At 69.7% G+C, this 23,928-nt stretch carries 27 protein-coding genes and 1 pseudogene; 14 read left to right on the forward strand and 14 right to left on the reverse strand.

Annotated elements, in window-relative coordinates; translation table 11 throughout:
- The first annotated feature begins 11 nt into the window (after positions 1 to 11).
- The 3 genes from ACZ7IB_RS07200 to ACZ7IB_RS07210 all read left to right on the forward strand — a co-directional run bounded on the left by ACZ7IB_RS07200 (position 12) and on the right by ACZ7IB_RS07210 (position 2,232).
- Positions 12 to 377 (forward strand): YciI family protein, encoded by a 366-nt coding sequence (locus ACZ7IB_RS07200; protein WP_470909890.1) that lies wholly within the window; start codon positions 12 to 14, stop codon positions 375 to 377.
- A 41-nt stretch (positions 378 to 418) separates the two neighbouring features.
- Positions 419 to 1,690: an RNA polymerase sigma factor gene (locus ACZ7IB_RS07205; RefSeq protein WP_470909892.1), complete on the forward strand. Its 1,272-nt coding sequence runs from the start codon at positions 419 to 421 to the stop codon at positions 1,688 to 1,690.
- A gap of 77 nt (positions 1,691 to 1,767) precedes the next feature.
- A complete protein-coding gene (locus ACZ7IB_RS07210; RefSeq protein WP_470909894.1) occupies positions 1,768 to 2,232 on the forward strand; it encodes a VOC family protein in 465 nt (154 codons plus the stop codon).
- An 18-nt stretch (positions 2,233 to 2,250) separates the two neighbouring features.
- On the opposite strand, the gene ACZ7IB_RS07215 is transcribed toward ACZ7IB_RS07210, so the two are convergent.
- A complete protein-coding gene (locus ACZ7IB_RS07215) occupies positions 2,251 to 2,871 on the reverse strand; it encodes a class I SAM-dependent methyltransferase (RefSeq protein ID WP_470909895.1) in 621 nt (206 codons plus the stop codon).
- A gap of 94 nt (positions 2,872 to 2,965) precedes the next feature.
- On the opposite strand from ACZ7IB_RS07215, the gene ACZ7IB_RS07220 reads away from it, so the two are divergent.
- Positions 2,966 to 3,631, forward strand: coding sequence for a hypothetical protein (locus ACZ7IB_RS07220; RefSeq protein ID WP_470909896.1), 666 nt, complete (start codon positions 2,966 to 2,968; stop codon positions 3,629 to 3,631).
- A gap of 51 nt (positions 3,632 to 3,682) precedes the next feature.
- Complete coding sequence (locus ACZ7IB_RS07225) at positions 3,683 to 4,048, forward strand: hypothetical protein (RefSeq protein WP_470909897.1); 366 nt, start codon at positions 3,683 to 3,685, stop codon at positions 4,046 to 4,048.
- Positions 4,049 to 4,064: 16 nt separating this feature from the next.
- Here ACZ7IB_RS07225 and ACZ7IB_RS07230 read toward each other — a convergent pair whose 3' ends face one another.
- Positions 4,065 to 5,237: a THUMP-like domain-containing protein gene (locus ACZ7IB_RS07230; protein ID WP_470910439.1), complete on the reverse strand. Its 1,173-nt coding sequence runs from the start codon at positions 5,235 to 5,237 to the stop codon at positions 4,065 to 4,067.
- Positions 5,238 to 5,465: 228 nt separating this feature from the next.
- Here ACZ7IB_RS07230 and ACZ7IB_RS07235 point away from each other — a divergent pair, with 228 nt between their 5' ends.
- From ACZ7IB_RS07235 to groL, 4 genes are all read left to right on the forward strand, one after another.
- Positions 5,466 to 6,437, forward strand: coding sequence for a polysaccharide deacetylase family protein (locus tag ACZ7IB_RS07235; protein ID WP_470909899.1), 972 nt, complete (start codon positions 5,466 to 5,468; stop codon positions 6,435 to 6,437).
- A complete protein-coding gene (locus tag ACZ7IB_RS07240) occupies positions 6,434 to 6,766 on the forward strand; it encodes a hypothetical protein (protein ID WP_470909901.1) in 333 nt (110 codons plus the stop codon). The genes ACZ7IB_RS07235 and ACZ7IB_RS07240 overlap by 4 nt, the downstream gene beginning before the upstream one ends.
- Positions 6,767 to 7,293: 527 nt before the next feature.
- Complete coding sequence (gene groES / locus ACZ7IB_RS07245; protein WP_383970738.1) at positions 7,294 to 7,602, forward strand: co-chaperone GroES; 309 nt, start codon at positions 7,294 to 7,296, stop codon at positions 7,600 to 7,602.
- 100 nt (positions 7,603 to 7,702) lie between these two features.
- Positions 7,703 to 9,325: a chaperonin GroEL gene (gene groL, locus ACZ7IB_RS07250; RefSeq protein ID WP_470909904.1), complete on the forward strand. Its 1,623-nt coding sequence runs from the start codon at positions 7,703 to 7,705 to the stop codon at positions 9,323 to 9,325.
- Positions 9,326 to 9,931: 606 nt separating this feature from the next.
- Here the strand turns inward: groL and ACZ7IB_RS07255 are convergent.
- Genes ACZ7IB_RS07255 through ACZ7IB_RS07265 form a run of 3 tightly spaced genes read right to left on the reverse strand, consistent with a single transcriptional unit; the run spans position 9,932 to position 10,826 of the window.
- On the reverse strand, positions 9,932 to 10,255 hold the full coding sequence (locus ACZ7IB_RS07255) for a LysR substrate-binding domain-containing protein (RefSeq protein ID WP_470909906.1): 324 nt from the start codon (positions 10,253 to 10,255) through the stop codon (positions 9,932 to 9,934).
- The gene (locus ACZ7IB_RS07260) at positions 10,243 to 10,656 is read right to left on the reverse strand and encodes a LysR family transcriptional regulator (RefSeq protein WP_470909907.1); all 414 of its coding nucleotides are present in this window, start codon (positions 10,654 to 10,656) and stop codon (positions 10,243 to 10,245) included. The genes ACZ7IB_RS07255 and ACZ7IB_RS07260 overlap by 13 nt, the downstream gene beginning before the upstream one ends.
- A complete protein-coding gene (locus tag ACZ7IB_RS07265; RefSeq protein WP_470909909.1) occupies positions 10,653 to 10,826 on the reverse strand; it encodes a LysR family transcriptional regulator in 174 nt (57 codons plus the stop codon). Before ACZ7IB_RS07265 ends, ACZ7IB_RS07260 begins: the two co-directional genes overlap by 4 nt.
- A gap of 253 nt (positions 10,827 to 11,079) precedes the next feature.
- Between ACZ7IB_RS07265 and ACZ7IB_RS07270 the strand changes: the two genes are divergently transcribed.
- The 4 genes from ACZ7IB_RS07270 (at position 11,080) to ACZ7IB_RS07285 (ending at position 14,066) form a co-directional block, all read left to right on the forward strand.
- Positions 11,080 to 11,736 (forward strand): CatB-related O-acetyltransferase, encoded by a 657-nt coding sequence (locus ACZ7IB_RS07270; protein ID WP_470909911.1) that lies wholly within the window; start codon positions 11,080 to 11,082, stop codon positions 11,734 to 11,736.
- Positions 11,733 to 12,668 (forward strand): Vgb family protein, encoded by a 936-nt coding sequence (locus tag ACZ7IB_RS07275; RefSeq protein WP_470909913.1) that lies wholly within the window; start codon positions 11,733 to 11,735, stop codon positions 12,666 to 12,668. The genes ACZ7IB_RS07270 and ACZ7IB_RS07275 overlap by 4 nt, the downstream gene beginning before the upstream one ends.
- Positions 12,665 to 13,012 carry a YciI family protein gene (locus tag ACZ7IB_RS07280; protein WP_470909915.1) on the forward strand — a complete coding sequence of 116 codons (348 nt, stop codon included), beginning with the start codon at positions 12,665 to 12,667 and terminating at the stop codon, positions 13,010 to 13,012. The genes ACZ7IB_RS07275 and ACZ7IB_RS07280 overlap by 4 nt, the downstream gene beginning before the upstream one ends.
- A gap of 118 nt (positions 13,013 to 13,130) precedes the next feature.
- The gene (locus tag ACZ7IB_RS07285) at positions 13,131 to 14,066 is read left to right on the forward strand and encodes a GNAT family N-acetyltransferase (RefSeq protein WP_470909917.1); all 936 of its coding nucleotides are present in this window, start codon (positions 13,131 to 13,133) and stop codon (positions 14,064 to 14,066) included.
- Positions 14,067 to 14,253: 187 nt separating this feature from the next.
- Here the strand turns inward: ACZ7IB_RS07285 and ACZ7IB_RS07290 are convergent.
- From ACZ7IB_RS07290 to ACZ7IB_RS07320, 7 genes and pseudogenes are all read right to left on the reverse strand, one after another.
- Positions 14,254 to 14,403: pseudogene (locus ACZ7IB_RS07290) on the reverse strand (IS110 family transposase); the annotation flags it as partial.
- A gap of 195 nt (positions 14,404 to 14,598) precedes the next feature.
- Positions 14,599 to 15,327 (reverse strand): DUF3995 domain-containing protein, encoded by a 729-nt coding sequence (locus ACZ7IB_RS07295; protein WP_470909918.1) that lies wholly within the window; start codon positions 15,325 to 15,327, stop codon positions 14,599 to 14,601.
- Positions 15,218 to 16,246, reverse strand: a complete 1,029-nt coding sequence (locus ACZ7IB_RS07300; RefSeq protein WP_470909920.1) for a hydroxyacid dehydrogenase — start codon at positions 16,244 to 16,246, stop codon at positions 15,218 to 15,220. The genes ACZ7IB_RS07295 and ACZ7IB_RS07300 overlap by 110 nt, the downstream gene beginning before the upstream one ends.
- A 35-nt stretch (positions 16,247 to 16,281) precedes the next feature.
- Positions 16,282 to 17,136: a carbohydrate ABC transporter permease gene (locus tag ACZ7IB_RS07305; protein ID WP_093893467.1), complete on the reverse strand. Its 855-nt coding sequence runs from the start codon at positions 17,134 to 17,136 to the stop codon at positions 16,282 to 16,284.
- The gene (locus tag ACZ7IB_RS07310) at positions 17,133 to 18,026 is read right to left on the reverse strand and encodes a carbohydrate ABC transporter permease (protein ID WP_470909922.1); all 894 of its coding nucleotides are present in this window, start codon (positions 18,024 to 18,026) and stop codon (positions 17,133 to 17,135) included. The genes ACZ7IB_RS07305 and ACZ7IB_RS07310 overlap by 4 nt, the downstream gene beginning before the upstream one ends.
- A complete protein-coding gene (locus ACZ7IB_RS07315) occupies positions 18,026 to 19,354 on the reverse strand; it encodes an ABC transporter substrate-binding protein (RefSeq protein WP_470909924.1) in 1,329 nt (442 codons plus the stop codon). Before ACZ7IB_RS07315 ends, ACZ7IB_RS07310 begins: the two co-directional genes overlap by 1 nt.
- 214 nt (positions 19,355 to 19,568) lie before the next feature.
- Complete coding sequence (locus ACZ7IB_RS07320) at positions 19,569 to 20,657, reverse strand: LacI family DNA-binding transcriptional regulator (protein ID WP_470909926.1); 1,089 nt, start codon at positions 20,655 to 20,657, stop codon at positions 19,569 to 19,571.
- A 198-nt stretch (positions 20,658 to 20,855) separates the two neighbouring features.
- Here ACZ7IB_RS07320 and ACZ7IB_RS07325 point away from each other — a divergent pair, with 198 nt between their 5' ends.
- Complete coding sequence (locus ACZ7IB_RS07325; protein WP_470909929.1) at positions 20,856 to 22,385, forward strand: hypothetical protein; 1,530 nt, start codon at positions 20,856 to 20,858, stop codon at positions 22,383 to 22,385.
- Positions 22,386 to 22,420: 35 nt separating this feature from the next.
- On the opposite strand, the gene ACZ7IB_RS07330 is transcribed toward ACZ7IB_RS07325, so the two are convergent.
- Together ACZ7IB_RS07330 and ACZ7IB_RS07335 are read right to left on the reverse strand one after the other, a co-directional pair.
- A complete protein-coding gene (locus ACZ7IB_RS07330) occupies positions 22,421 to 23,194 on the reverse strand; it encodes an SDR family NAD(P)-dependent oxidoreductase (protein ID WP_470909931.1) in 774 nt (257 codons plus the stop codon).
- A 35-nt stretch (positions 23,195 to 23,229) separates the two neighbouring features.
- Positions 23,230 to 23,904 carry an MOSC domain-containing protein gene (locus tag ACZ7IB_RS07335; RefSeq protein ID WP_470910442.1) on the reverse strand — a complete coding sequence of 225 codons (675 nt, stop codon included), beginning with the start codon at positions 23,902 to 23,904 and terminating at the stop codon, positions 23,230 to 23,232.
- Positions 23,905 to 23,928 lie beyond the last annotated feature (24 nt).

The following is a 23,928-nucleotide window of genomic DNA, read 5'->3' on the forward strand; positions in this document are numbered from 1 at the left end:
GAGGAGCCACCATGCCCCGCTTCATGTCGCTGATCCGCATCGATGAGCAGAACCTCCCCTCCGAGAACCCGGGCCCCGAGTTCGACAAGCGCATGGGCGCCCTGTTCGAGGAGATCACCAAGGCCGGGGTCATGCTGGAGACGGCCGGGCTCACCCCGACCGCCCAGGGCACGAGGGTCACCTGGTCCGGCGGCAAGCTCAGCTGCACCGACGGTCCCTTCACCGAGACCAAGGAGGTCGTCGGCGGCTACGCCATCCTCCAGGCCAAGGACAAGGCCGAGGCCCTGGAATGGACCAAGCGGTTCCTGCAGATCCACCCGGTGAACTGGACCGTCACCTCCGAGGTCCGCCAGATCGACGAGGCCACGGGCCTCTGACCGGTCGCGCTTGCCGCTTCCCGGCACGGCTGCTCTGATGAGTGACCGTGACGGCAGCAAGCGCGAGGACGGCGGTCGAAGCGGTCTTCAGGATCGAGTCCGCGCGGATCATCGCAGGTGTCACCCGCATCGTGCGGGACGTGGGCATCGCCGAGGAACTCGCGCAGGACGCCCTGGTGGCCGCGCTGGAACAGTGGCCGGAGTCAGGTGTCCCGGACCGGCCGGGCGCCTGGCTCATGGCCACCGCCAGACACCGCGCGATCGATCTCGTACGCCGCAAGGAGACGTACGCGCGCAAGCTGGCCGAGGTCGGGCGGGCCCTGGAGGACGTGCCGCCGCCCGAACCCGCCGAAGCGGACGACATCGACGACGACCTGCTCCGGCTGATCTTCACCGCTTGCCATCCGGTGCTCTCCACCGCGGCCCGGATCGCCCTCACCCTGCGTCTGCTCGGAGGGCTCACCACCGATGAGATCGCCCGCGCGTTCCTGGCCCCCGAACCGACCGTCGCCCAGCGCATCGTCCGGGCGAAACGGACCCTGGGCCGAGAGGGCGTCGCCTTCGAGGTGCCCTACGGACCCGAGCGCGCCGGCCGCCTCGATTCCGTGCTCGAAGTCATCTACCTGATCTTCAACGAGGGGTACGCGGCGACCGCGGGCGATGACTGGCTGCGCCCGGCGCTGTGCGAGGACGCGCTGCGGCTGGCCCGGGTGCTCGCGGGCCTGATGGAGCAGGAGCCCGAGGTCCACGGCCTGGTCGCGCTGCTGGAACTCCAGGCCTCGCGCACCGCCGCCAGGACCGGGCCGGACGGCGCGCCGGTGCTGCTCGCCGACCAGAACCGGGCCCGCTGGGACCACCTGCTGATCCGGCGCGGTGTCGCGGCCCTGGAGCGGGCCGTGGCCGCGACCGAGGAGGGCGCCGGTCTCGGCCCGTACGCCGTGCAGGCCGCGATCGCCGCGTGCCACGCCCGGGCGGTGACGTACGAGGACACGGACTGGACGACCATCGCCGCCCTCTACGGCCGCCTCGCCGTGATCGCACCGTCCCCGGTCGTCGAGCTCAACCGGGCCGTGGCGGTCTCGATGGCGCAGGGCCCGGCGGCCGGCCTCGCCCTGGTCGACGCGCTGGCCGACGATCCGGCGCTCAAGGACTACCACCTGCTGCCCAGCGTCCGCGGCGATCTGCTGGCCAGGACGGGCCGTACGGACGAGGCGCGGGCGGAGTTCGTACGGGCGGCCGGACTGACCCGGAACGAACGGGAACGCGCGATGCTCCTGGACCGCGCGGCACTTCAGGGCCGCGCCGACCGGTGAGTTCCGGGCGCCGGACCGGTCTACCCCGCACAGGCTTCGGCACCATCCGACTCCGCGCCACCCGACAGGAGCAGACCATGCAGAAGATCAAGACCTTCCTCTGGTTCGACAACCAGGCCGAGGAAGCCGCGAATCACTACATCTCCATCTTCGGCGGCGACTCGAAGGTGCTGAACACGACGTACTACAACGAGGCGGCGCCCGGCGAGACGGGCAAGGTCATGACCGTCGTCTTCCGGCTGGCCGGCCAGGAGTACATCGCGCTCAACGGCGGCCCGCAGTTCCCCTTCACCGAGGCGATCTCGCTGTCCGTGGACTGCGCGTCGCAGGAAGAGGTGGACACTCTGTGGCCCAGGCTCACCGAGGGCGGCGAAGAGGGGCAGTGCGGCTGGCTCAAGGACAAGTACGGCCTGTCCTGGCAACTCGTTCCGCAGGGGCTGAGCGAGGCGCTGTCCGACCCGGACCCGGCGAAGGCCGAGCGGGCGATGAAGGCGATGCTCGGCATGAGGAAGCTGGACATCGAGGCGCTGCGCAACGCCTGAACGCCGCCCCCGGCCCCCTCAGGGCGCGGCGACGCCCATCGAGTCGGCGCCCATCGGCCTCGGCGCGCCCTTCTCGTAGAACACGTCCAGGTCGACGATCGTGAACCCCGCGGCCGTCAGCATCTCGGCGATCGGCCGGGTCAGACGGCACCCGGCGAAGAGCCGCCGCTCCAGCGGATCGAGGCGGTGCTGCCAGCGGCGTACGTTCGCGTCCTCCTCCGGCGCCAGCCCGTGCTCCAGGAAGTGCAGGGTCGCGCCGGGCTTGAGGACCCGCCGCACCTCGCGCAGCGCCGCATCGGCGTCGGGGATGGTGCACAGCGTCCACGTGGAGAGGGCGCCGTCGAAGGTGTCGTCCTCGAACGGCAGGTACCGGCTGTCCAGACAGGCGCGCCGCACCGGGGTGTGCCCCGCGTCGATACGGTCATGGGCCAGCTTCCAGCCGAGATCGGACGGCTCGACCGCGGCCACGTCGGTGACGGCATCCGGGTAGAACGGTACGTTGTGCCCGGAACCGAACCCGATTTCGATGATCTCGCCGTACAGGCCCTCGCAGACCCGTCGCCGCAGCGGCTCGGCCGACTTCATTCCGCCGACGGCATCGGCGATCCGGGGCACGATCCGCTCGACATAGAACCCCATCGCGAACCTCCGTATGTCCCTTTCCAGCATGGCACTCCGGCGGCCCCGGCGCACTGTGCCCCCGCAGGGGAGGGCGGTCGATAGGGTCGGGCCCATGTTTCGCCGTGCACAACTGCCGCCGCCCCCACCGCCCGTGGAGATACGTACCTGGCCCGACCGTGAGGCGCTGCGCGCCGACCGGGCCGTGGTGCTCGGGGAGTTGGTGAAGATGCATGTCTCACCGGGGCGGCTGGTGGCGCTGTGGCTGTGGGGAGCGCTCTGCGCGGTGGGCTGGTCGCTGGTGGGCGCGGCGCTCATCACGCTGGAGGAGACGTACGACGTCTTCAGCGCCTTGCTCGGCGTGATCCTCGCAGGCATGGGCGTCTGCTGCATGGTGCCCGCGATCGTCCTCGTCGTCATCGGTCTGCGCCGCGACCGCGACATCCGCCGGCTGCTCGCCGCCTGGGGTGAGTTGGACCGCGATCCGGTGCGCGATGCGCGGTTGCGGATGCCGGGCGTCAGCCTCGTCTGGCTGCTGATGTCCTTCGCGCTGTGCGCACTCGGGCTGTACGCGTGCATCGCCGTCCCGGCGACCGCTGAGGCGGCCCGGGACAGTTCCGGGCTGGTCGCCCTGGTCATGGGACTCGGGATGACCGGCTGGATCGTCGGACTGATCGGCATCACCAAGGCGTTCGCCCACCGCCGTTGGGTGCTGCGGGTACTGATCGGGGCGCCCGCTCCGCAGCCGCTGTTCTCCGTCGGGGGCGGCGCGCACCGCTGACCCCGGACCTATCCTGACCGGAGACATGAGTCACGCAGGGGGGAGTGTCACATGGAGTGGTACTGGTGGGTGCTCATCATCTTCTGGGCGGGCGGCTTCGGATGGGCCGTCGACAACGTCCGTACCGCGCTGCGCAACCGGCACACCCGCAAGCTGGAGCTGCTGGAGGCGGCCAAGCAGGAGCGGCTGGCCGTCGAAGCGGCCCGCAAGCCGCCGGAGCCGGTCTGCGGCTGCACGCACCATCTCGCCAAGCACGACAAGCAGGGCAAGTGCCATGAGCGGGTCGAGGTGCCGACCGCCTGGGACGATTCCAAGAAGCCGGTCCGCTTCGAGTCGGGGCAGTGCAACTGCCAGCAGTACGTGGGTCCTCAGCCGCTCTCGCAGGTGTACGCCGAGGACCTGACCGACCTGGCCTGACGGTTGCCCCCGCCGGTCAGGCGGGGCCGGTCAGCGGGTGGCCGATCAGCATCGTCGGGGCTCCGGCCACCCGGGTGAGGAAGACCGTCGCGGCGTTCGGCCCCTGGAGCTTCATCCTGCGGCGCAGCTCCTCCGGTTCGACGGCCGAGCCGCGCTTCTTCACCGTCAGGACGCCGACCTTCCGCTCCCGCAGCAGCGCCTTGAGCTTCTTCATGTTGAACGGCAGCCGGTCGGTGATCTCGTACCCGGCGGTGTACGGGGATTCGTACAACTGGTCGCTCGTGACGTACGCGATGGTCTCGTCGACCAGTCGGCCGTCGCACCGCGCCACGATGTCGGCGACCAGATGGGCGCGGATGACGGCGCCGTCCGGCTCGTACAGATAGCGGCCGACCGGGCCGACGGGCGGGGCGGGCAGGGGGGCGCCGGACCACAGGGTGGCGCGGGCCGGAAGCACGGTGGCGCGGTAGGAACCGGCCGCGAAGCCCTCGCCGAACCAGAGCACCGCCTCCTTCACATCGCCGCCGTCCGAGATCCACTCGGCCTCCGCCTGTGCCGGGATCGCCTCGTGCGGGATACCGGGGGCGATCTTCAGCGCGGCACGGGGCGCATCGAGCGCGGCGCCGGTCGCCCAGGAGAGCGGCGGTGAGTACGCCTCGGGGTCGAAGATCCGGCCCCTGCCGCCGCGCCGGGCCGGGTCGACGAAGACCGCGTCGTAGGGCGAGGTGTCGATCTCGGTGACATCGGCGCACCGCACCTCGATCAGCCCGTCCAGGCCGAGCGCGGCGGCGTTGGCGCGAGCCACCTCGGCGGTCAGCGGGTCGCGGTCCACTGCGAGGACGGAGATGCCCGCCCGTGCGAGCGCGATCGCGTCGCCGCCGATCCCGCAGCAGAGATCGGCGACGCTCCGCACCCCGCCCGCCGCCACGAACCGCTGTGCGCGATGGGTGGCCACCGACGTACGCGTCGCCTGTTCGACGCCGTTCGGTGTGAAGAACATCCGGTACGCGTCCTCGGCACCGAATTTCACCACCGCCCGCTGCCGCAGCCGCGCCTGTCCCAGCGCCGCCGAGACCAGCGAGGCCGGGTGGGTGCGGCGAAGCCGGGTGGCGGTGGCGAGCTCCTGGGCGGGGTCGTACGACCGCAGCCCGTCCAGGAGCGCCGCGCCCTCGGGGGTGCGCAGGGTCATGAAAGCGGCGAGGGGGTCGGACGGGTCGGGGGCGTCGGACCTGTCGTCGGCGTCGGACGGGTCGTTCGGGGCGAAGGCGTTCACGCGCCCATTGTGAGCCAGCCGGGTTGACCGGCGGGGCCGGTGGCGGTGTCGGGCCGGGGCGCCCCTCACGTGCTGGCAGGATGCGACGCCATGCAACTTGTACGACAAAAGGAAAAATTAACCGTGAAAAGGAGCAGATCGGGCATGCCTGAACCGAGGGGCGGGCGGGGCTCCGGCAGGCATCGGCCGGCCTGTGCGGTCCTGGCCGCACTCCTGGTCGCCGCGGTCTGCTCCGGCTGCGCCTCCCAGGCCGGCGGCCCGTCCGGCGACGGCGACGAGCACCGGGTGCTACCCGCCGCCGGACCGCCGGGCGTTCCCGGACCGGGGGCGGGCCCCGGACAGCTTGCCGGCCAGGGCGGCGCACCCGCCGGGCTCCGTGAGAACGCGAGGTTCAGCCCGGCCGTACGGGCGGCCCTCGCCAAGAAGTGGGGGCTGGACAGGCCACCGCTGATCGCACCCCCGCCGCCCGCCGTGAAGCCGCACATCACCACCCGCGAGGGGTTCGAGGTCAACGGCGGCGACGACTCGCTGCCGCCGGTCTTCACCACCGTCCCGACCAAGGATCGGGTCGTCTTCCTGACGATGGACGACGGTGCCGAGAAGGATCCCGAACTGCTGCAGATGATGGACGAGCTGGACATCCCGTACAGCGCGTTCCTCAGCGACTACCTGGTGCGCGACAGCTACGGGTACTTCCTGGAGATGCAGCGGCTGGGTGTCGGCCTCAACAACCACACGCTCAACCACCCCTACCTGCCCGGACTCTCGTACAGCGAGCAGAAGAGCGAGATCTGCGACCAGCAGGCCATCATCGAGGAGCACTACGGGCAGCGGCCCACCCTCTTCCGCCCGCCGTACGGCAACTACAACGCGGACACGCTCCGCATCGCGAAGTCCTGCGGCATCAAGGCCGTACCGCTCTGGAACGCGGAGGCGTTCCCGGACCACATGAAGTGGCGCGAGGTGGACCAGGACCTGCACCCCGGCGACATCATCCTCACGCACTTCCAGGGCCGGAAGGACTGGGGCGGCAGCATGGCCGACATGGTCCGGGCGGTCATGAAGACCATCACGGACAAGGGATACGCCCTGGCCCGGCTGGAGGACTACGTATGAGAAGGGTGCATCGGCTGCTCGCCGGACTGCTGACCGCCGGTGCGCTCCTGGCCGCCACCGCCGGGTGCGCACAGTCGGTGGACCCGATCGAACGGCTGGGCCGCAAGGCCGCACAGAAGGTGACCCACCCGAAGCCGGCCCCAGCGGCGGGCCCGCAGGCGCATCCGCAAGGCGACCACGGGGCGTCGGGGCCGCTGGTCGTCATCGCCTGCCGTCAGCTGAAGGAGTCCAGGCACTCGCGGTTGTCGCCACCGCTGAGGCACTGGTGGCCGGACCGGCCGGGATCGTACGGGGGAGCGGAGGCCGACGCCGGGTGCGAGCGGCGGTAGTCCTCTTGCCCGGTCGGTGCCGCCACCACGCACAGCAGGAGCGCGGCCAGAGGGGCGCCCACGCAGATCAGCCCCTCCAGGACCACCGGCAGCAGGCCCGGCAGCACGTCGAGGCAGCCGTTCACGGGGTGCGAGGAGGCCTGTGCGCCCGAGGGGTGATGCGGGAGCGGGTTCGACGACTGGTACGGAGGTTCGAGTATGAACCCACGGTCGTACGGAACGGTGTGGCCCGTCCCCGCGTTGTCCCTATGTTGCCCGGACCTTTGCGTTGTCCGGACTGCCGCATGCGACCAGCGCCCCGTCGCGCCGTGCGCGAGCGGGGCCCACATGACGCCACGACTGGCTGAATTGGCACTCCGCTTGACCGAGTGCTAATCCCGGTCATAGTCTCGGTGCTGGCACTCACCACTGGAGAGTGCCAGCAGTACTGTGCGACTGGCAGGTCCGGCACCCGCGACGACGGATCCACCTGGTCGCCACTCAAAGACTCTTAACCCCGTGAGATCTCCGAAGGGGGAGACCGGATCGTGTCGACCGTTAGCTCCAAGGTTGCGATCAAGCCGCTCGAGGACCGCATTGTGGTCCAGCCGCTCGACGCCGAGCAGACCACGGCCTCCGGCCTGGTCATTCCGGACACCGCCAAGGAGAAGCCCCAGGAGGGCGTCGTCCTGGCCGTGGGCCCGGGCCGCTTCGAGAACGGCGAGCGCCTTCCGCTCGACGTCAAGACCGGCGACGTCGTGCTGTACAGCAAGTACGGCGGCACCGAGGTGAAGTACAACGGCGAGGAGTACCTCGTCCTCTCGGCTCGCGACGTGCTCGCGATCATCGAGAAGTAATTCACCCACGTTTGCTTCTGTTCTGCGCCCCTGGCCCCCTGCGAAATAACCAGCCGGGTGGTCGGGGGCGCAGTTCGTTTGAGAGGAAAGCTCAGCTCCCATGGCGAAGATTCTGAAGTTCGACGAGGACGCCCGTCGCGCCCTCGAGCGCGGCGTCAACAAGCTTGCCGACACGGTCAAGGTGACGATCGGCCCCAAGGGCCGCAACGTCGTCATCGACAAGAAGTTCGGCGCTCCCACCATCACCAACGACGGTGTCACCATCGCGCGCGAGGTCGAGCTCGACGACCCGTACGAGAACCTCGGTGCCCAGCTGGTGAAGGAGGTGGCGACCAAGACCAACGACGTGGCGGGTGACGGTACGACCACCGCCACCGTGCTGGCCCAGGCGCTCGTCCGCGAGGGTCTGCGCAACGTCGCCGCGGGTGCTTCCCCGGCCGCCCTGAAGAAGGGCATCGACGCCGCGGTCAAGGCCGTGTCCGAGGAGCTCCTCGCGACCGCCCGCCCGATCGACGACAAGTCCGACATCGCCGCCGTGGCCGCGCTCTCCGCGCAGGACACCCAGGTCGGCGAGCTCATCGCGGACGCGATGGACAAGGTCGGCAAGGACGGTGTCATCACCGTCGAGGAGTCCAACACCTTCGGTCTGGACCTCGACTTCACCGAGGGCATGGCCTTCGACAAGGGCTACCTGTCCCCGTACATGGTGACCGACCAGGAGCGTATGGAGGCCGTCCTCGACGACCCGTACATCCTGATCCACCAGGGCAAGATCGGCTCGATCCAGGAGCTGCTCCCGCTGCTGGAGAAGGTCATCCAGGCCGGTGGCTCCAAGCCGCTGCTGATCATCGCCGAGGACGTCGAGGGCGAGGCGCTGTCGACCCTCGTCGTCAACAAGATCCGTGGCACCTTCAACGCCGTCGCGGTGAAGGCCCCGGGCTTCGGTGACCGCCGCAAGGCCATGCTCGGCGACATCGCCACCCTCACCGGTGCGACCGTCATCGCCGAGGAGGTCGGCCTCAAGCTCGACCAGGCCGGTCTGGACGTGCTGGGCAGCGCCCGCCGCGTCACCGTCTCCAAGGACGACACGACGATCGTGGACGGCGGCGGCGAGCCCGGCGACGTCAAGGGCCGGGTCAACCAGATCAAGGCCGAGATCGACGCCACGGACTCCGACTGGGACCGCGAGAAGCTCCAGGAGCGCCTCGCGAAGCTGGCCGGCGGCGTGTGCGTGATCCGTGTCGGTGCCGCCACCGAGGTGGAGCTCAAGGAGAAGAAGCACCGTCTGGAGGACGCCATCTCCGCGACCCGCGCCGCGGTCGAGGAGGGCATCGTCTCCGGTGGTGGCTCCGCTCTGGTCCACGCCGTCAAGGTTCTTGAGGGCAACCTCGGCAAGACCGGCGACGAGGCCACCGGTGTCGCGGTCGTGCGCCGCGCCGCCGTCGAGCCGCTGCGCTGGATCGCCGAGAACGCCGGCCTCGAGGGTTACGTCATCACCTCGAAGGTCTCCGAGCTCGACAAGGGCCAGGGCTTCAACGCGGCGACCGGCGAGTACGGCGACCTGGTGAAGGCCGGCGTCATCGACCCGGTCAAGGTCACCCGCTCCGCGCTGGAGAACGCCGCGTCCATCGCGTCGCTGCTGCTCACGACCGAGACGCTGGTCGTCGAGAAGCCGGCCGAGGAAGAGGCCGAGGCCGGTCACGGTCACGGCCACTCGCACTAGCGTGTAGCTCGGACAGCCACTGAGGCCCGGTACCCCGTCGCGGGGTACCGGGCCTCAGCACGTGCGGCCGAATCGAGCACGCCCGCCCGGCGATTGAGGACCGGGGCCCGGGGCGGAGCCCCGGTTCCGGGAAGCCCGATGTTCCCACGGGGCGCATCTTCGCCGACGATTGGCACCGGGCCGACACCGCAGGAAGGCGCGCGATGGCGGTGGACGCTGGGGCCCGTTCGACCGTCAGGTGGGGCCCGTGGCGGGTGGCGCACGCTGGACCTCCGTCGAATCGAGTTCACCATCAGCGGCGATGGGCCCCGCCATGGCACGGATCGCCGGAACTGCGCCCTTGCGGGTCGCCGCATAGCCCCGTACGGCCTGACACAGCCCCAGCGTCATCGTTGACCGCCGGGGCTTTCCTATGCCCGCACGCGGGCAAGCCGGGCTCGCCGATACGGAAGCCCCACCGGCGGACGCGGCCCTGTTCTCGTACAGCCATACGAGAACAGGGCCGTACAGCCCCGCCACATGGGTCTGGCCGGCGGCCGGAGCGACCGCTCGCGGACGGGTCCGGGACGGGGGCCAGGGGACACGGACACCGGCGCCGGCACATCTCTAACGCGTGGTTGCGTCCCCGCAGTCCGTCGCCGCCTCGGCGAGTGCGTGTACCAGTGGGGTCGCGCGGTCCGTGCGCCAGATCAGGGCCCACTGGACGGGCGGGGCATCGTGGAGGGTGAGGTGGACGACGTCGGTCTGCGCGTTGTAGCGCCGTCCCTCGTCGGGGACCGTGCAGACCGCGTCGCCTGCCGCGACGAGGGAGAGGATCTCGTAGAAGGTGGTGACGGCCGGGCCGCGGCGGACGGGGCGTCCGGCCGGCGTGCGGGTCGGCAGGACGGCGGTCTCCCAGTAGGCGGGCATGGGGCCGTTCAGGCGCGGCACGATGTGGTCGCCAAGTACTTCATGCTCACCGACTCCTGCCGGGCGAGCGGGTGATCCGCGGCCACCATCAGGTTGAGAGGTTCCTCGCGCAGCACCACCCCGACTGTCAGGTCCGGCTCGCGGACCGGCAGCCAGGTGGTCACCGCGTCGACCTTGCCGGCCCGCAAGGCTCCGAACGGATCGCTGAAGAACACTTCCCGGAACCGGAGTTCGGCGGACGGGTGCCGGGCCCGGAAGTGGGTCAGGACCGGGGCCATGTCGTGCATCTGCGCGCCCATGACCCCCAGCGTCAGGGTGCCGGCCGAGTGGCGGGCGACGGTGGTCACCTCCGCTATGGCTTCCTGGATGTCCTCGTACGCCGGCTTCAGCCGCTGGAGCAGTACCTCTCCGACGGGGGTCATCCGCACATGGCGGCTGGTGCGCTCGAAGAGCTGGGCGCCGATGGCACGTTCCTGCTGACACGGGCCGGGGAGACATGCAGGCGTTCGGCGCTGCGGCCGAAGTGGAGCTCCTCCGCGAGCGTCAGGAAGATCTCTATGTCCCGCAGTTCCATCTTGTCCCCCGATTCCACCCTGAACCCCGGATTCGTGAACCTCTGGGTTAACGACCATAACAAGATTGGCCGTTGTTCCCGGCTGCCCCGGTACACATACTGGGGACCAGGCCGGGAGGCCTCCCGCAGATGACATGAGCCGGTGCGAGGTGGCAGGACCGGGCCCGATCAATTCGGCCGACGGCCCGGAAGGCGCGCACCTCATTGGTCATGGGGCCTCGCCGCCCCGTGCTCCGCCGCCGAGCACGAACCCCCACGGAGAGATTCCCGCGTGACACCTGACCCGAGCACCGTCCATCCCCTGCCCGCCCACGAACGGGTCGTCTTCCTCAAGCCACTGGTTGCCGGTACAAACGTCGTGGTGGGTGACTTCACCTACTACGACGATCCCGACAAGGCGACCGACTTCGCGCAGCGCAATGTGCTGTACGCCTACGGTCCGGAACGGCTGATCATCGGCAAGTACTGCGCGATCGCCACGGGCACCCGGTTCCTGATGGCGGGCGCGGACCACCCGTCGATGGGGGTGTCCACCTTCCCCTTCAGCATGTTCGGCGGGGAGTGGACCGAGCAGACCCTCGACCTCGTCACCGGCATGCCCAGCCGCGGGGACACGGTGGTCGGCAACGACGTGTGGTTCGGATACGGAGCCACCGTGATGCCGGGGGTACGGATCGGCGACGGCGCAGTGATCGCGGCCGGAGCGATGGTCACCGCTGACGTGCCGCCGTACACCATCGTGGGCGGGAACCCGGCCCGGACGATCAGACAGCGCTTCGACGACAGCGACGTCGAACGGCTCGTGCGGGCCGCCTGGTGGGACTGGCCCGTCGAACTCGTGACCGCGCACGCCCGGACCATCATGGCCGGTTCCCCGCAGGACATCGAGCGCATCGCCGCCGCCGAAGGTCTGGAGCAGCAGCAGTGACGCCCCCCGCCATCGAGGAGTACGCGGTGTCCGGTCGCGACAGCGGCCCGTACGCGATCACTACCGGCCCGGACGGCGCGCTGTGGTTCACCATGGTGCACAGCGGCAGGATCGGCCGGCTGATCCCGGGACAGGAACCGACCAGTCATCAACTCGCCCCGGACAGCGGTCCGACGGTCATCAGCAACGGGCCGGACGGCGCGCTGTGGTTCACGGAGTACCGGGCGCACCGGATCGGGCGGATCACGACGGCCGGCCGGGTGACGGAGTTCGCGCTGCCGACCGCGGAGTGCGGGCCTTTCGGTATCGCCGCGGGCCCGGACGGCGCACTGTGGTTCACCGAGACCGCCGCCAACCGCATCGGCCGCCTCACCACCGACGGAACGGTCACGGAGTACCCGCTGCCGCGCACCGGCGCGTTTCCCTCCGCGATCGCCGCGGCCGGGGACGCGATGTGGTTCACGCTGAACCAGGCCAACGCCATCGGTCGTGTCGACATGGACGGCTCCATCACGGTCCACGAGCTGCCCACCGAGGCGGCCGCGCCGGTGGGTATCGCCGTGAGCCCGGACGGAAGCGTCTGGTTCACCGAGATCGCGGCCGGTCAGATCGGCCGGATGGCACCCGCCGGCCGGATCACCGAATACGCCCTGCCCGACCGTTCGGCCCGGCCGCACGCCGTCACCACCGACGCCGACGGCACGGCGTGGTTCACCGAGTGGGGTGCCAACCGCGTCGGCTCGGTCACGTCCGACGGCACGGTCGCTGTCCACGACCTACCCACCCCGGCCTCGGAGCCGCACGGGATCACGGTGGGCCCGGACGGCGACTTGTGGACGGCCTTGGAGACGGGCGCACTGGCCCGCATCAAGCCGACCACCACCAGAACCACCATCACCACCAAGAACACCGACCAGAGGAAAGCCTCATGAAATACGCCCTCGTGATCTTCGAGACGCATGCGTCACGCGCTCGGATCCAGGCCGACCGCGATGCCTACCGGAAGGCGTACGAGACCTGGATCGGCGAGCTCGCGGCAGCGGGCAAGCTGGCGGGCGGCGACGCGCTCGACACCGAGCACCGGGGCCCTGTCACCGTGCGCAGGACGGCGGACGGATCCGCGGCGGTGACCGAGGGGCCCGTACACAGCGGCGAGGAGACCCTCGGCGGCTGGTTCGTGCTGGATGTGGCCGACCGCGCCGAGGCCATCGAGCTGGCCCGCGGCTTCCCCACCCCGGAGACGCTCGAAATCCGCCCGGTCCTCGAATCGGCCTGAGCAGCAGCATGCGGCCCTCGACGCCCTCCGCCCGGACACCCGGCCTGCCTGACCAGCACGAAATACTGGGTCCGGAGCGCTGTATCCCTTCACAGGAGTTGACTTGACGCTGACATCGGTGAGCTACCGACCTCTGACCGGCCCCAACGAGATCGATCTCTTCTGCCGGCTCTCCTACGTCCTCGACCACGAACTGACCGACGACTTCGCCAACGGCTGCCGCCGCCCCGAGTGGGCCTGGGTGGCCCTGGACGGCGACCGTCTGCTCGCCCGGCTCGCCTGGTGGACGACCCCGGGCGGTGACGTCCCGCTGCAGTTCGACTTCTTCGACATCGACGACACGCTGCCCCGGGCCGACCGCGACGAGATCGGCCTGCGGCTGTTCGAGACGGCGACGGCGACCGTCTTCCCGGCGGGCGCGAAGCTGCCGGAGTACGGCCGCTTCGTCCCGCCCGACTGGCACGAGGACCCCGCGGCCCGCGAGGTGGTCGACTCCCGCACGCGCGTGCTGGAGAGCACGGGCGCACGGCTGCTGGTCGAGCGGCTGCGGTTGGAGTGGACCCCGTCGTCGCTGCTCCCGGAATCCAGGGGGCGTCTCGTCTTCCGCCCGGTGGCCGACCGTGAGGACCTCCTCGCCCTGATGTCCCCGGTCATGGAGGGCACCCTCGACGCCCACGGCCGGGCGGACCTGGCATCCGGACTGAGCCCGCGCGGGGCGGCGGAACGGCACTACGACGGAGAGTTCGCCGGGTTCAAGAGCCCGCACGAGTGGTGGCGCATCGCCGAACTCCCCGACGGGGGCGGTCCGGTGGGCTTCGTGGTCCCGGCCCGCAACAGCTACCACCCGATCATCGCGTACCTCGGTGTCCTGCCCGCACACCGCGGCAACGGCTACATCGACGAGATCCTCGCCGAGGGCACCCGCATCCTGGCCGCCGAGGGCGTCGACCGGATCAGGGCATCGACGGACCTCGGCAACGTCCCCATGGCGAAGTCCTTCGCCCGCGCCGGATACGTCAACTTCGAACGCTCCCTCAACCTGGTCTGGGACTGAACTGCCGTGGGCCTGACCCGCGATGCGGATCAGGCCCGCACAGCCACGGCCGTGGCGATCGCGCCGGTGAGCCGGACCATCAGCGCCCCGGTCGCCATTGACGGCCCGGTTCCCGTACAGCCAGGCAAGTGGCGTCCGTACGCATCTGCCCTGTTCAGCAGCCTGATCCATCGTCGCGGTGAACCACGCTGTCGCCGTACCCCCCGAGTAAGTCGATAAGGATCTCGTAGCCAGCCGCGTCGTCGGCGATGTGGCGCTTGGCCAACAGCTGGCCGGAGTCGTCAACGAGGGCGACGTCGTGTGCCTTCCCGGCCCAGTCGATTCCACAGTGGACCAAAGTTGCTCTTCCCCTGAGCACTCAGCATTTGCGCTGGTCACGAGCGCATGCGGGCCGCGCGTCACGCTAATCCCAGGCCTCAACCGGTCGACGGCTGGGCCGACACCTCACCAGTCGTTCGCGGCACCAGCGCACTACGCGGGCCTCGGCCTACGCAGGAGCTCAGACGGCTCTCGCGCACGCCAGGCTTCGCCGCTACTCGAGCCCTCCGCTCTTCTGGACCCTCCGTGCGGCCAAACCGAAGACGAGACCACCGACCAGGAACCAGGGATTCCACAGCAGCAGCGTCCACATCCGCTGTTCCGGGCTCACGGCTATCTCCTGGCCCGCGGTCTCGGTCAGCAGCAGCACCTCGACGGCGATGCCGCGCACCAGCAGCACAGCGCAGACACACCAGCCCAGGGCCTTGACCACCCGTCCTGCCAGGCCACGAGACCGCGGCCTGGCGAGAAGCCATCCCAGCACACCGCCGACGAGGCACAGCAGTCCCACGCCCCACAAGCCCACCGCAACGAACCACCCGGGGCGTTCTTCGGCCAGGGGCCCCGCCGAGACACTGAGGCCCCAGCTGCCGCCCAACGCCCAGTAAAAATGAAGCACGGCGAAAGCGACCGCCCAGGCACACGCGATACACCCCCACAACCCCGGCGTTGTCTTGTCTTGCGGATTTTCATACATAGCGAGGAGCATGCCACTGCTGTGACATGCCGCCTCCGGCATCGCTGAGAAACCAGCGCACCCGCCATCGGGTCGTAAGGATGTCACCACCTGCCTACGGGCATCGGGAAGGGGCGGGCAGGGGACAAAGCCCCCGTCACGCCGAGTGCGGCAGCGCCCCTGCCCGGACCGGGTCCGCGAAGGGCAGGCCGGCCGCGAACCGCTCCATCTCGTCCAGCGCCTGGTCGGCCATCCGGTGCAGCTCATCGCCCAGCGAACCCGCGACATGCGGAGTGAGCAGCACATTCGGCAGGTCGTACAACGGCGAGTGCGCAGGCGGAAGTTCGGGCTCCGTCACATCCAGCACCGCGTGCAGCCGCCCGGTGGTCAGCTCGGGCAGCAGCGCCTCCTCGTCGATCAGCGATCCCCGCGCCGTGTTGATCAGCGTCGCCCCGGTCGCCATGGCCGACAGCTGCGCGGCGCCGATCATGTGGTGCGTCTCCGGGAGCTGCGGCGCATGCACAGATACGACCGAGCTGCTCGCGCACAGCTCGTCGAGCGAGGTGAGCCGTACACCGAGCCGCGCCGCCTCCGGACCGTCCACGTACGGGTCGTACAGCAGGACGTCCAGGTCGAAGGGGCGCAGCAGCTCGATCACGCGCCGGCCGATGCGGGAGGCGCCGACGATGCCGACCGTACGGCGGTAGTTGCCGGAGCCGTCGAGCTCCGCGAGCCAGTCGTGGTCGGCGCGCAGGGCGCGATAGCGATCCGCGGAGTGCAGGATGCGCTTGCCCGCGAAGAGGATCGCGGCGAGTGTGAATTCGGCGACCGGCAGCGCGTTGGCCCCGGCCGCCGAGGTGACGGAGATCCCGCGCTCCCAGCAGGCGTCCGTGATGTGGTGCTTCACGGAACCGGCCGCGTGCACCACGGCCCGCAGCCGGGGTGCGGCCGCCAGCACCTCGGCGGTGAGCGGCGTCGCACCCCAGCAGGTGAACAGCACCTCGGCATCGGCGAGCGCGGCGGCCACCTCGGCCGTCGGGTCGGCCAGATCGTGGGCGACGAGGTGCGGATCGGTACGGGTGAGGGTCGCCAGCCGGGTGCGGTGGCGGTCGGCGAGGAGGCGTCCGGCGATGCCGGGGCCCATCGCGAGCAGGGCCGTCGGCCGGTTGTCAGTGGCGTGGGGCATGGTGGAACTCGTACTCCTCAGGTCTCGCGTGAGAGTCACTTGACGCTGCCGGCGGTCAGACCGGCCTTCCAGTGCCGCTGCAGCGAGACGAAGGCGACGATCAGGGGGATGACGGCGAGGAGGGAGCCGGTGACGACGAGCGGATAGAAGCTCGGCTCGCCGTGGGTGTTGGTGTTCCAGGAGTACAGACCGAGGCTCAGCGGGAAGAGCTTGCGGTCCGAGAGCATCACGAGGGGGAGGAAGAAGTTGTTCCAGATCGCGGTGAACTGGAAGAGGAAGACGGTCACGAAGCCCGGCATGACCATGCGCAGTCCGATGGACCAGAAGACGCGCAGCTCGCCGGCCCCGTCGATACGGGCGGCCTCCAGGGCCTCGTTCGGTATGTAGCCGGTGCTGAACACCCGGGCGAGATACACACCGAACGGATTGACGAGCACCGGGATCAGTACGGACCAGTATGTGTTGACCAGGCCGGTCTTGGAGGCCAGGAGATACATCGGCAGCGCGAGCGCGGTGGTGGGGACGAGCACGCCCATCAGCACGAGGCCGAACAGCTTCTCCTTGCCCCGGAATTCGTACTTGTCGAAGGCGTACCCCGCGGCGACACAGATCAGCGAACAGACGATCGCCCCGCCGCCCGCGTAGAAGAGGCTGTTGAGGTACCAGCGGAAGTAGATGCCGTCGCCGTAGGAGGCCAGGTTCGACAGATTCTCGCCGAGGTTGAAGCCCTCGAAGGAGAAGGCGTTGCCCGCGAGCAGACCGCCGGTGTCCTTCGTGGCGGCGGTGACCAGCCAGACGAGGGGGAAGAGCATGTAGACGACGGCGAGCAGAAGGAAGCCGTTGACCGCGGTCTTCGACATCCAGCGGCCGCGGGAAGCGGGGGAGTTCATGCTTTCTTGCCCTTCCGGCCGGTGAAGCGGGTGACGACGAAGGACAGCAGTGCGGCCGTGAGCGCCAGCAGGATGGAGGCGGCCGCGGCGAGACCGTAGTCGTTGCGTTCGAAGGCCGCGGTGTACGCGTACATGTTCGGCGTCCAGGTGGAGGAGACGGCGGAACCGGTCCCCTTGTTGAGGATCAGCGGCTCTGTGAACAGCTGGAGCGAGCCGATGACCGTGAACAGCGCGACCATCACGACCGAGGCGCGGATCAGCGGGACCTTGATGCTGAGTGCGACGCGCCAGGAACCGGCCCCGTCGACCGTGGCCGCTTCGAGTACGGAGCGGTCGATCGCCTGCAACGCGGCATAGAAGATCACCATGTTGTAGCCGAGCCACTCCCACAGGGCGATGTTGACGATGGAGGGGAGGGCACCCTCGGGTGAGAAGAAGTCGAAGCCGATTCCGCCGGATTCCATGGCGCTGACCACCGGGCTGAGCTGGGGTGTGTAGAGGTAGACCCAGATCAGCGCGGCGATGATGCCGGGCACGGCGTGCGGCAGGAAGAGCGCGAGCTGGAAGAACCGGCGGGCGCGGGCCAGCGCGGAGTCCAGCAGCAGGGCGAGGGCGAGGGCCCCGATGAGCAGCAGCGGAATGTAGAACAGGCAGTATCCGAGGAGTACGCCGAAGCCCTCGCGGAACGCCCGGTCGCCCAGGGCCGCCGTGTAGTTGTCGAGTCCGCTGAAGACGGTCTCGGTGCCGCCGAAGCCCAGGCCGGACTGTTTCTCGGTGAACAGGCTGAGCCAGACCGCGTATCCGATCGGCAGCACCATGGCCACGGTGAACAGTACGAAGAAGGGCCCCAGCAGGATGGCGGCGGCTCTGGTCGTCCGGGCGCGCTTCATCAGCCTGCGTCCTCGACCTTCAGACCGCGCTTCTTCAGCTCGGCGACCGTGGCGTCGTGCCCGGCCTTCACCGCGTCCTTGATGGTGGTGCCGCCGCTGGCGACCTTGCCGAACTGGTCCTTGATGGTGGTGTTCGTCGTGCCGGTCGTCGGGCCCCAGTTCCAGTCGGGGCCGATGGACGTCGCGGCGTCCTCGAACACCTGGTAGATGTCCTCGCCGCCGTAGAAGTCCGCGTCGAAGGACTTCTTCGCCACCGGGCGCAGCGCCGCCGCGGCCGGGAAGGCGCTCGAAGTGCCGGACTCGATCCGGGCCTTGATGCCTTCCTCGGTGGTCGACATCCAGGTGGCGAACTCGACCGCGGCCTCGGCCTTCTTGCTGGTCTTCGTCACCGCGAAGGTGGAGCCGCCGAGCATGCCGCTGGCCGGCTTGCCGCCCCAGCTGGGCATCGGGGCGACGGCCCACTTGCCGCTCTGCTCGGGCAGCGTGCCCTTGAGGACGCCCGCACCCCAGGCGGCGCCGAGGTAGCCGACGGTGCCGCCGTTCTTCAGGGAGTTGGTCCACTCGGGGCTGAACGAGGCGTTGGCGCGGATCAGGTCGTCGTCGAGCAGGCCCTGCCAGTAGTCGGCGACCTTGTTGGTGGCCGCGTCGGCCGTGCTGACCTTCCAGGTGTCGCCCTCGGGCTTGTACCACTGGGCGCCGGCCTGCCAGGCCATCGCCTGGAACGTGGTCGGGTCATCGGGGAAGAAGGTGCCGATACGGGCCTTCTTGTCGGCCTTCTTGATCTTCTCGGCGGCCTTGCGGAACTCGTCCCAGGTCTTGGGGACCTCGACGCCGTACTTCTCGAACAGGTCCTTGCGGTAGTAGAAGGACTGCGGCGAGGCGTCGAACGGGACAGCCCAGTTCTTGCCGCCGAGCGTCGTCAGCTCGACCGCCTGCGGCAGCAGCTTCTCCCTGATGTCGTCGGTGAAGTACTGGCCGATGTCCTGGAGCGCGCCCTGACTGACGTACTCCGGAAGCTGCGGGTACTCGATGGAGACCAGATCGGGGGCGTTGCCCGCCTTCACCGCGTTGGAGATCTTGGCGTAGCCGCCCGCGTTGCCGGACGGGATCTCCTCGTACACCACCTTGATGTTCTTGTGCGAGGCGTTGAACGCGTCAACGACCTCCTTGGACCCCTTGGCCCAGCCCCAGAAGGTGATGCTGACGGGCTTGCCGTCGCTTCCGGCGGCGGCATTGTCGTCGCCGCTGCCGCCACAGGCCGTGAGTACGGCGAGGGCGGTGGCGGCGCCGACTACGGCGAGGGACGTTCTGCTCGAACTGCGGCTCACAGCGAGGCTCCTGAACAGGCGACGACATTGGCGTTGGCCGTGATCCTTGGACCAGTCGTGACCGAAGTCAAGAGCGAAAGAGCGAGTGATCGAAAAAAGATCAGATAAGTTACGTACGGAAGCGGGCGGAATGCCCCGCGGGAGGGGCCGCGAGGCCGCGAGGACGCCTGCTGCAAGTCGACTGCAACGCCTGCATCATCGCCTGCTTCATCGCCTATGAGAGGGGTGCTCCGCACGAGTCCCGGACCCGCAGCTGCGGAAGCAGCGTCAGATGACGCCGGGGCGTGTCCGCGCCCCGGCCGAGCCGCTCCACCAGCAGTTCCGTCGCATGACGGCCCACTTCGCGCTTGGGCGGTGCCACCGCCGTGAGAGGGGTGTCCGCGAGGGCCGCCACCTCGTCGTCGTACGCGATCAGCGCCAGATCGTCCGGCACCCGTACGCCCAGCTCGGCCAGGCGCTGCACCACCTGGATCGCGTCCACGTCGTTGTGGATCAGCGCCGCCGTCGCCACCCCCGAGTGGACCGCCTCACGCAGTGTCTGCACGGCCTGTTCGAACGCGTCCGGAGTGAGTTCGGCCGGTACGGAATCGATCACGTCCTGCGGTGCGCGCAGCCCGAGCAAGGCCAGGGCCTCCTCGTACCCGGAGCGCACCGCGACGGCGGTCGGGGAGTCCGCCCGAGCCATCAACAGCGGTGCCCCGTGCCCGAGATCCACCAGGTGGCGTACGGCGAGCAGCACCCCGTGCGCGTGGTCCGAGCAGACCCGGTCCAGGCAGTCCAGCGGGGATCCCGCGGTGGGCCTGCGCTCCAGCAGGACGGTCGGCACGGGCAGCGAGGCGATCCAGTCGCCGAACGCGTCGGGGTCGCCGGGGTGCTGCCAGCCCGGCGCGACCAGCAGCCCCTCGGCGCCCGCGGAGAGCAGGCCCTCGGTGCGGGCGTGGTCCTCCTGCGGCCGGTAGTCGGAGATCCGCAGGATCAGCCGCGCACCCGCCCTGGCTGCGGCCTCGTGTGCCCCACGGATGACCTCGGCGAAGTAGTAGGTCGACGAGGGCGCGAGCATACCGAGGACCAGGCCGGTGCCGGTGCCGCCGGGCCCCGCCGCGGCGGGGGCGGCGTTCTGCGGCCAGGACACCGAGCCGTGGACCCGGTCGAGCAGGCCCCGGCCGGCCAGCTCCTCCACGTCCCGGCGCACCGTGACGGGCGAGACCCCCAGCTGCGAGGCCAGGTCCGAGACCCGGGCCGAGCCCCTTTCCCGTACCAGCCCCAGCAGGCGGTCATGACGTTCAGCAGCACTTTCGCGCACGGCAGCAGTCCCCTCGCAGTGTGTGGCCCGGCCCCCGGTCCGGCCGGTGCCGGAGCCGTTGTCCGACCCTAGACCAACGTGATCGAACGATGGGGGTTTCGATCATTCAAACGCATTCCATTGACGTTCGATCAATCCGAGTCCAGGATTCCGGCGATGCCGACTCGTCCCGTCCCTGACTGTTCGTACGGAGGAATTGTGAGACATCGCGTCACTGCTGCGACGCTCGCGGCTCTGACGGCCGCCGCCGGTCTGACCGTTGCCGGCCAGAGCGCCGCACAGGCCGCACCCACCGGTCGTACCTTCCACGTCGACTGCACAGCCGCCCCGGCCGACGCCACCGGCAGCAAGCAGCACCCCTGGACCACGCTCGCCGAGGCCAACGCGCACACCTATGGCCCCGGCGACCGGCTGCTCTTCAAACGCGGCGCCACCTGCACCGGCACACTCGCCCCCGAGGGCACCGGCTCCGCCCGCGCACCGTTCACCATCGCCGACTACGGCAACGGCCCGGCCCGCGCCAAGCTGGACGGCGCGGGCGCCCACGATGTCGTGCTGCTCTCCAACATGCAGTACGTGCACCTCAAGGCCCTGGAGATCACCAACGCCGACAACCCCGGCAGCGAGCGCAACGGCGTCCGCCTTCGCCTCACCGACTACGGCACCGCCCGCGGCTTCGACATCTCCGGCCTCTACATCCACGATGTGCGCGGCGGCGACTACAAGACGGTGTCCGGCTCCAGCGCGATCCATATCGCGGTCGAGGGCAAGACGAAGGCGAGCCGGTACGACGGCCTGGACATCGGGCACAACCGCATCGAGGACGTCGATCGCGAGGGCATCTACTTCAAATCGACCTTCTCCAAGCGTGATCTGGTCGGCCAGCAGCAGGACCCGAACGTCTACCCGGGGGAGTGGACGCCGAGCACCGGAGTCCGCGTCCACCACAACACGCTGAAGTCCCTGGCAGGCGACGGCATGAAGCTCGACACCACCAGTGGTGCCCGCGTCGACCACAACCGGGTCGACGGCTTCCAGCTGCGCTCGCCCTCCGCCAACGCGGGCATCTGGACCTTCAACACCGACGACACGACCGTCGAGTACAACGAGGTCTCGGGCGGCGGCAACACCCACGACGGGATGTCCTTCGACGCCGACGGCGCCTCGCAGAACACGGTCTTCCAGTACAACTACAGCCACGACAACAAGGGCGGCTTCCTGCTGATCTGCCCGTACAGCGGCGCCAAGACCATCGGCACGGTCGCCCGCTACAACGTCAGCCGCAACGACGGTGCCCGCCTGATCCAGAACTGCTGGGGCCCGATCCTCGGCACGGAGATCAACAACAACACCTTCCACAACAAGGTGCAGATCCCCGGCTACCTCGTCCAGGACGACGCCGGCAGCCCCGCCACCACCCAGCACGAACTGTCCATCCGGAACAACATCTTCGTGAGCGAGGGCACCGGCGGCTACGCCTTCAAGAACCCGACACCCGGGCTCTCCTTCGACCACAACGCCTTCTACGGCATCGACATGACCCGCCCCGACCCCGGCGGCATCACGGCCGATCCGAAGCTCCGACCCGACTTCCGGCTCGGTGCGGGCTCTCCCGCCCTCGCCGCCGGAGCCGTCATCGAGAACAACGGCGGCAAGGACTACTTCGGCAACGAGCTGAAGCCCGGCGCCCCCAACATCGGCGCCTACGCGGGCCGCGGGGTGAGGTAGCCGCCCATTCGGCAACCGCCCACTCGGTAACCCACTCACTGTGGCCCGTACTTGCGGCCTGTCTTGGAGGTGACCCCTCCGAGCAGGCCGCGCGGCGTCACCTTCACGAGCCCCATCAACGCCTTGTACCGCGGGTCCGGGACCGAGACCGACTTACCGTGTGCCAGGTCCGCCAGGGCCGTCGCCACCAGCTTGTCCGCGTCGAGCCACATCCAGCCCGGGATGTTGCCGGTCCCCATCCCGGCCCGCTCGTGGAACTCGGTCCGTACGAAGCCGGGGCACAGCGCCATCAGCCGCACCCCCGAACCGGCCAGGTCCTTCGCCGCGCCCTGGGTGAACTGCACGACCCACGCCTTGGACGCGCCGTACGTCCCGCGCGGCACGAACGCCGCCACCGAGGCCACATTGACGACCCCGCCCCGCCCGCGCTCCCGCATCCCGGCCGCGGCCGCCGAGGTCAGCCGCAGCACCGCCTCGCAGTGCACCTTCAGCATGTTCAGCTCATCGGCCATGGACACATCCAGATAGCGGCCCTTGTTGCCGAACCCGGCATTGTTGACCAGTAGATCGACCGGCTGGTGACGGTCCGTCAACCGGGCCTCGACCGCAGCGATCCCCTTGTCCTCGGACAGGTCGGCCGTCAGCACCTCGGCCTCGATACCGTGCCGGTCGTGCAGTTCGGTCGCCTGCTCGCGCAGCCGCTCGGTGTTGCGCGCCACCAGCACCAGGTTGTGCCCATCGGCCGCGAGCCGCCGCGCGAATGCGGCTCCGATCCCTGCGGTCGCGCCCGTAATCAGTGCAGTCGTCATACGCGGCACGTTAGTGCCTGTCCGGCACGCCGCGATCAGTCGTCCGCCGCCTCCGTCTCCACGTACTTCAGAGCGGCACGCAGCGTCTCGGGATGCAGCGCGTCCCGCGCCGGGAGCAGCTTCGGGAGCAGCTCCCGGCGCGTCGTCGAGGCCAGGAAGTCCAGCTCCACGGTGACGTCGTGGTCCGGCCGGTGCACGATCTCGACCGGGTCCCCGGCGCGGATCTCGCCCGGCTCGATCACCCGCAGGTAGGCACCCGGGGCAGCCGCCTGTGTGAACCGCTTGACCCAGCGCTTCTCGTCGACATGGCCGGCGAACGTACGGCAGGGAATCCGGCTCGACGTGACCTCCAGGACCAGGTCGGGGCCGATCCGCCAGCGCTCGCCGATCTTCGCGCCGCTCACGTCCAGGCCGCTGGTCGTCAGGTTCTCGCCGAACGTGCCATTGGCCAGCGGGCGGCCGAGCTCCCGCTCCCAGACGTCGAGTTCCTCGCGGGTGAACGCGTACACGGCCTGGTCGGAGCCGCCGTGGTGGCGCAGATCGCACACCGCGTCACCGGCCAGGCCGCTGCCGCCGGTGCCTTTGGGGCCGGGGTCGGTGACGCGTACGGGGCCGTCGGCCGGCCGCTTGTCGATCCCGGTCGCGCCGCCGGGGGCGTCGGTGTAGTCGACGGCCTCGGGCCGTCCCACATTCACAGTCAGCAGCTTCATCGGCTTCATACGGAGAACGCTAAC

The sequence above is a fragment of the Streptomyces sp. NPDC037301 genome, assembly GCF_055602785.1.

Bases quoted from the DNA above. Each gene is read 5' to 3' on its own strand.
- ACZ7IB_RS07200 (WP_470909890.1), top strand. From the start codon at position 12: ATGCCCCGCTTCATGTCGCTGATCCGCATCGATGAGCAGAACCTCCCC.
- groL (WP_470909904.1), top strand. From the start codon at position 7,703: ATGGCGAAGATTCTGAAGTTCGACGAGGACGCCCGTCGCGCCCTCGAG.
- ACZ7IB_RS07335 (WP_470910442.1), bottom strand. From the start codon at position 23,904: ATGAAGCTGCTGACTGTGAATGTGGGACGGCCCGAGGCCGTCGACTAC.
- ACZ7IB_RS07235 (WP_470909899.1), top strand. From the start codon at position 5,466: ATGCCTGAACCGAGGGGCGGGCGGGGCTCCGGCAGGCATCGGCCGGCC.
- ACZ7IB_RS07225 (WP_470909897.1), top strand. From the start codon at position 3,683: ATGGAGTGGTACTGGTGGGTGCTCATCATCTTCTGGGCGGGCGGCTTC.
- ACZ7IB_RS07300 (WP_470909920.1), bottom strand. From the start codon at position 16,246: ATGCCCCACGCCACTGACAACCGGCCGACGGCCCTGCTCGCGATGGGC.
- ACZ7IB_RS07260 (WP_470909907.1), bottom strand. From the start codon at position 10,656: ATGACCCCCGTCGGAGAGGTACTGCTCCAGCGGCTGAAGCCGGCGTAC.
- ACZ7IB_RS07280 (WP_470909915.1), top strand. From the start codon at position 12,665: ATGAAATACGCCCTCGTGATCTTCGAGACGCATGCGTCACGCGCTCGG.
- ACZ7IB_RS07215 (WP_470909895.1), bottom strand. From the start codon at position 2,871: ATGGGGTTCTATGTCGAGCGGATCGTGCCCCGGATCGCCGATGCCGTC.
- ACZ7IB_RS07220 (WP_470909896.1), top strand. From the start codon at position 2,966: ATGTTTCGCCGTGCACAACTGCCGCCGCCCCCACCGCCCGTGGAGATA.
- ACZ7IB_RS07330 (WP_470909931.1), bottom strand. From the start codon at position 23,194: ATGACGACTGCACTGATTACGGGCGCGACCGCAGGGATCGGAGCCGCA.
- ACZ7IB_RS07230 (WP_470910439.1), bottom strand. From the start codon at position 5,237: ATGACCCTGCGCACCCCCGAGGGCGCGGCGCTCCTGGACGGGCTGCGG.
- ACZ7IB_RS07240 (WP_470909901.1), top strand. From the start codon at position 6,434: ATGAGAAGGGTGCATCGGCTGCTCGCCGGACTGCTGACCGCCGGTGCG.
- ACZ7IB_RS07295 (WP_470909918.1), bottom strand. From the start codon at position 15,327: ATGAGCTGCACCGGATGGCCGACCAGGCGCTGGACGAGATGGAGCGGT.
- ACZ7IB_RS07210 (WP_470909894.1), top strand. From the start codon at position 1,768: ATGCAGAAGATCAAGACCTTCCTCTGGTTCGACAACCAGGCCGAGGAA.
- ACZ7IB_RS07310 (WP_470909922.1), bottom strand. From the start codon at position 18,026: ATGAAGCGCGCCCGGACGACCAGAGCCGCCGCCATCCTGCTGGGGCCC.
- ACZ7IB_RS07305 (WP_093893467.1), bottom strand. From the start codon at position 17,136: ATGAACTCCCCCGCTTCCCGCGGCCGCTGGATGTCGAAGACCGCGGTC.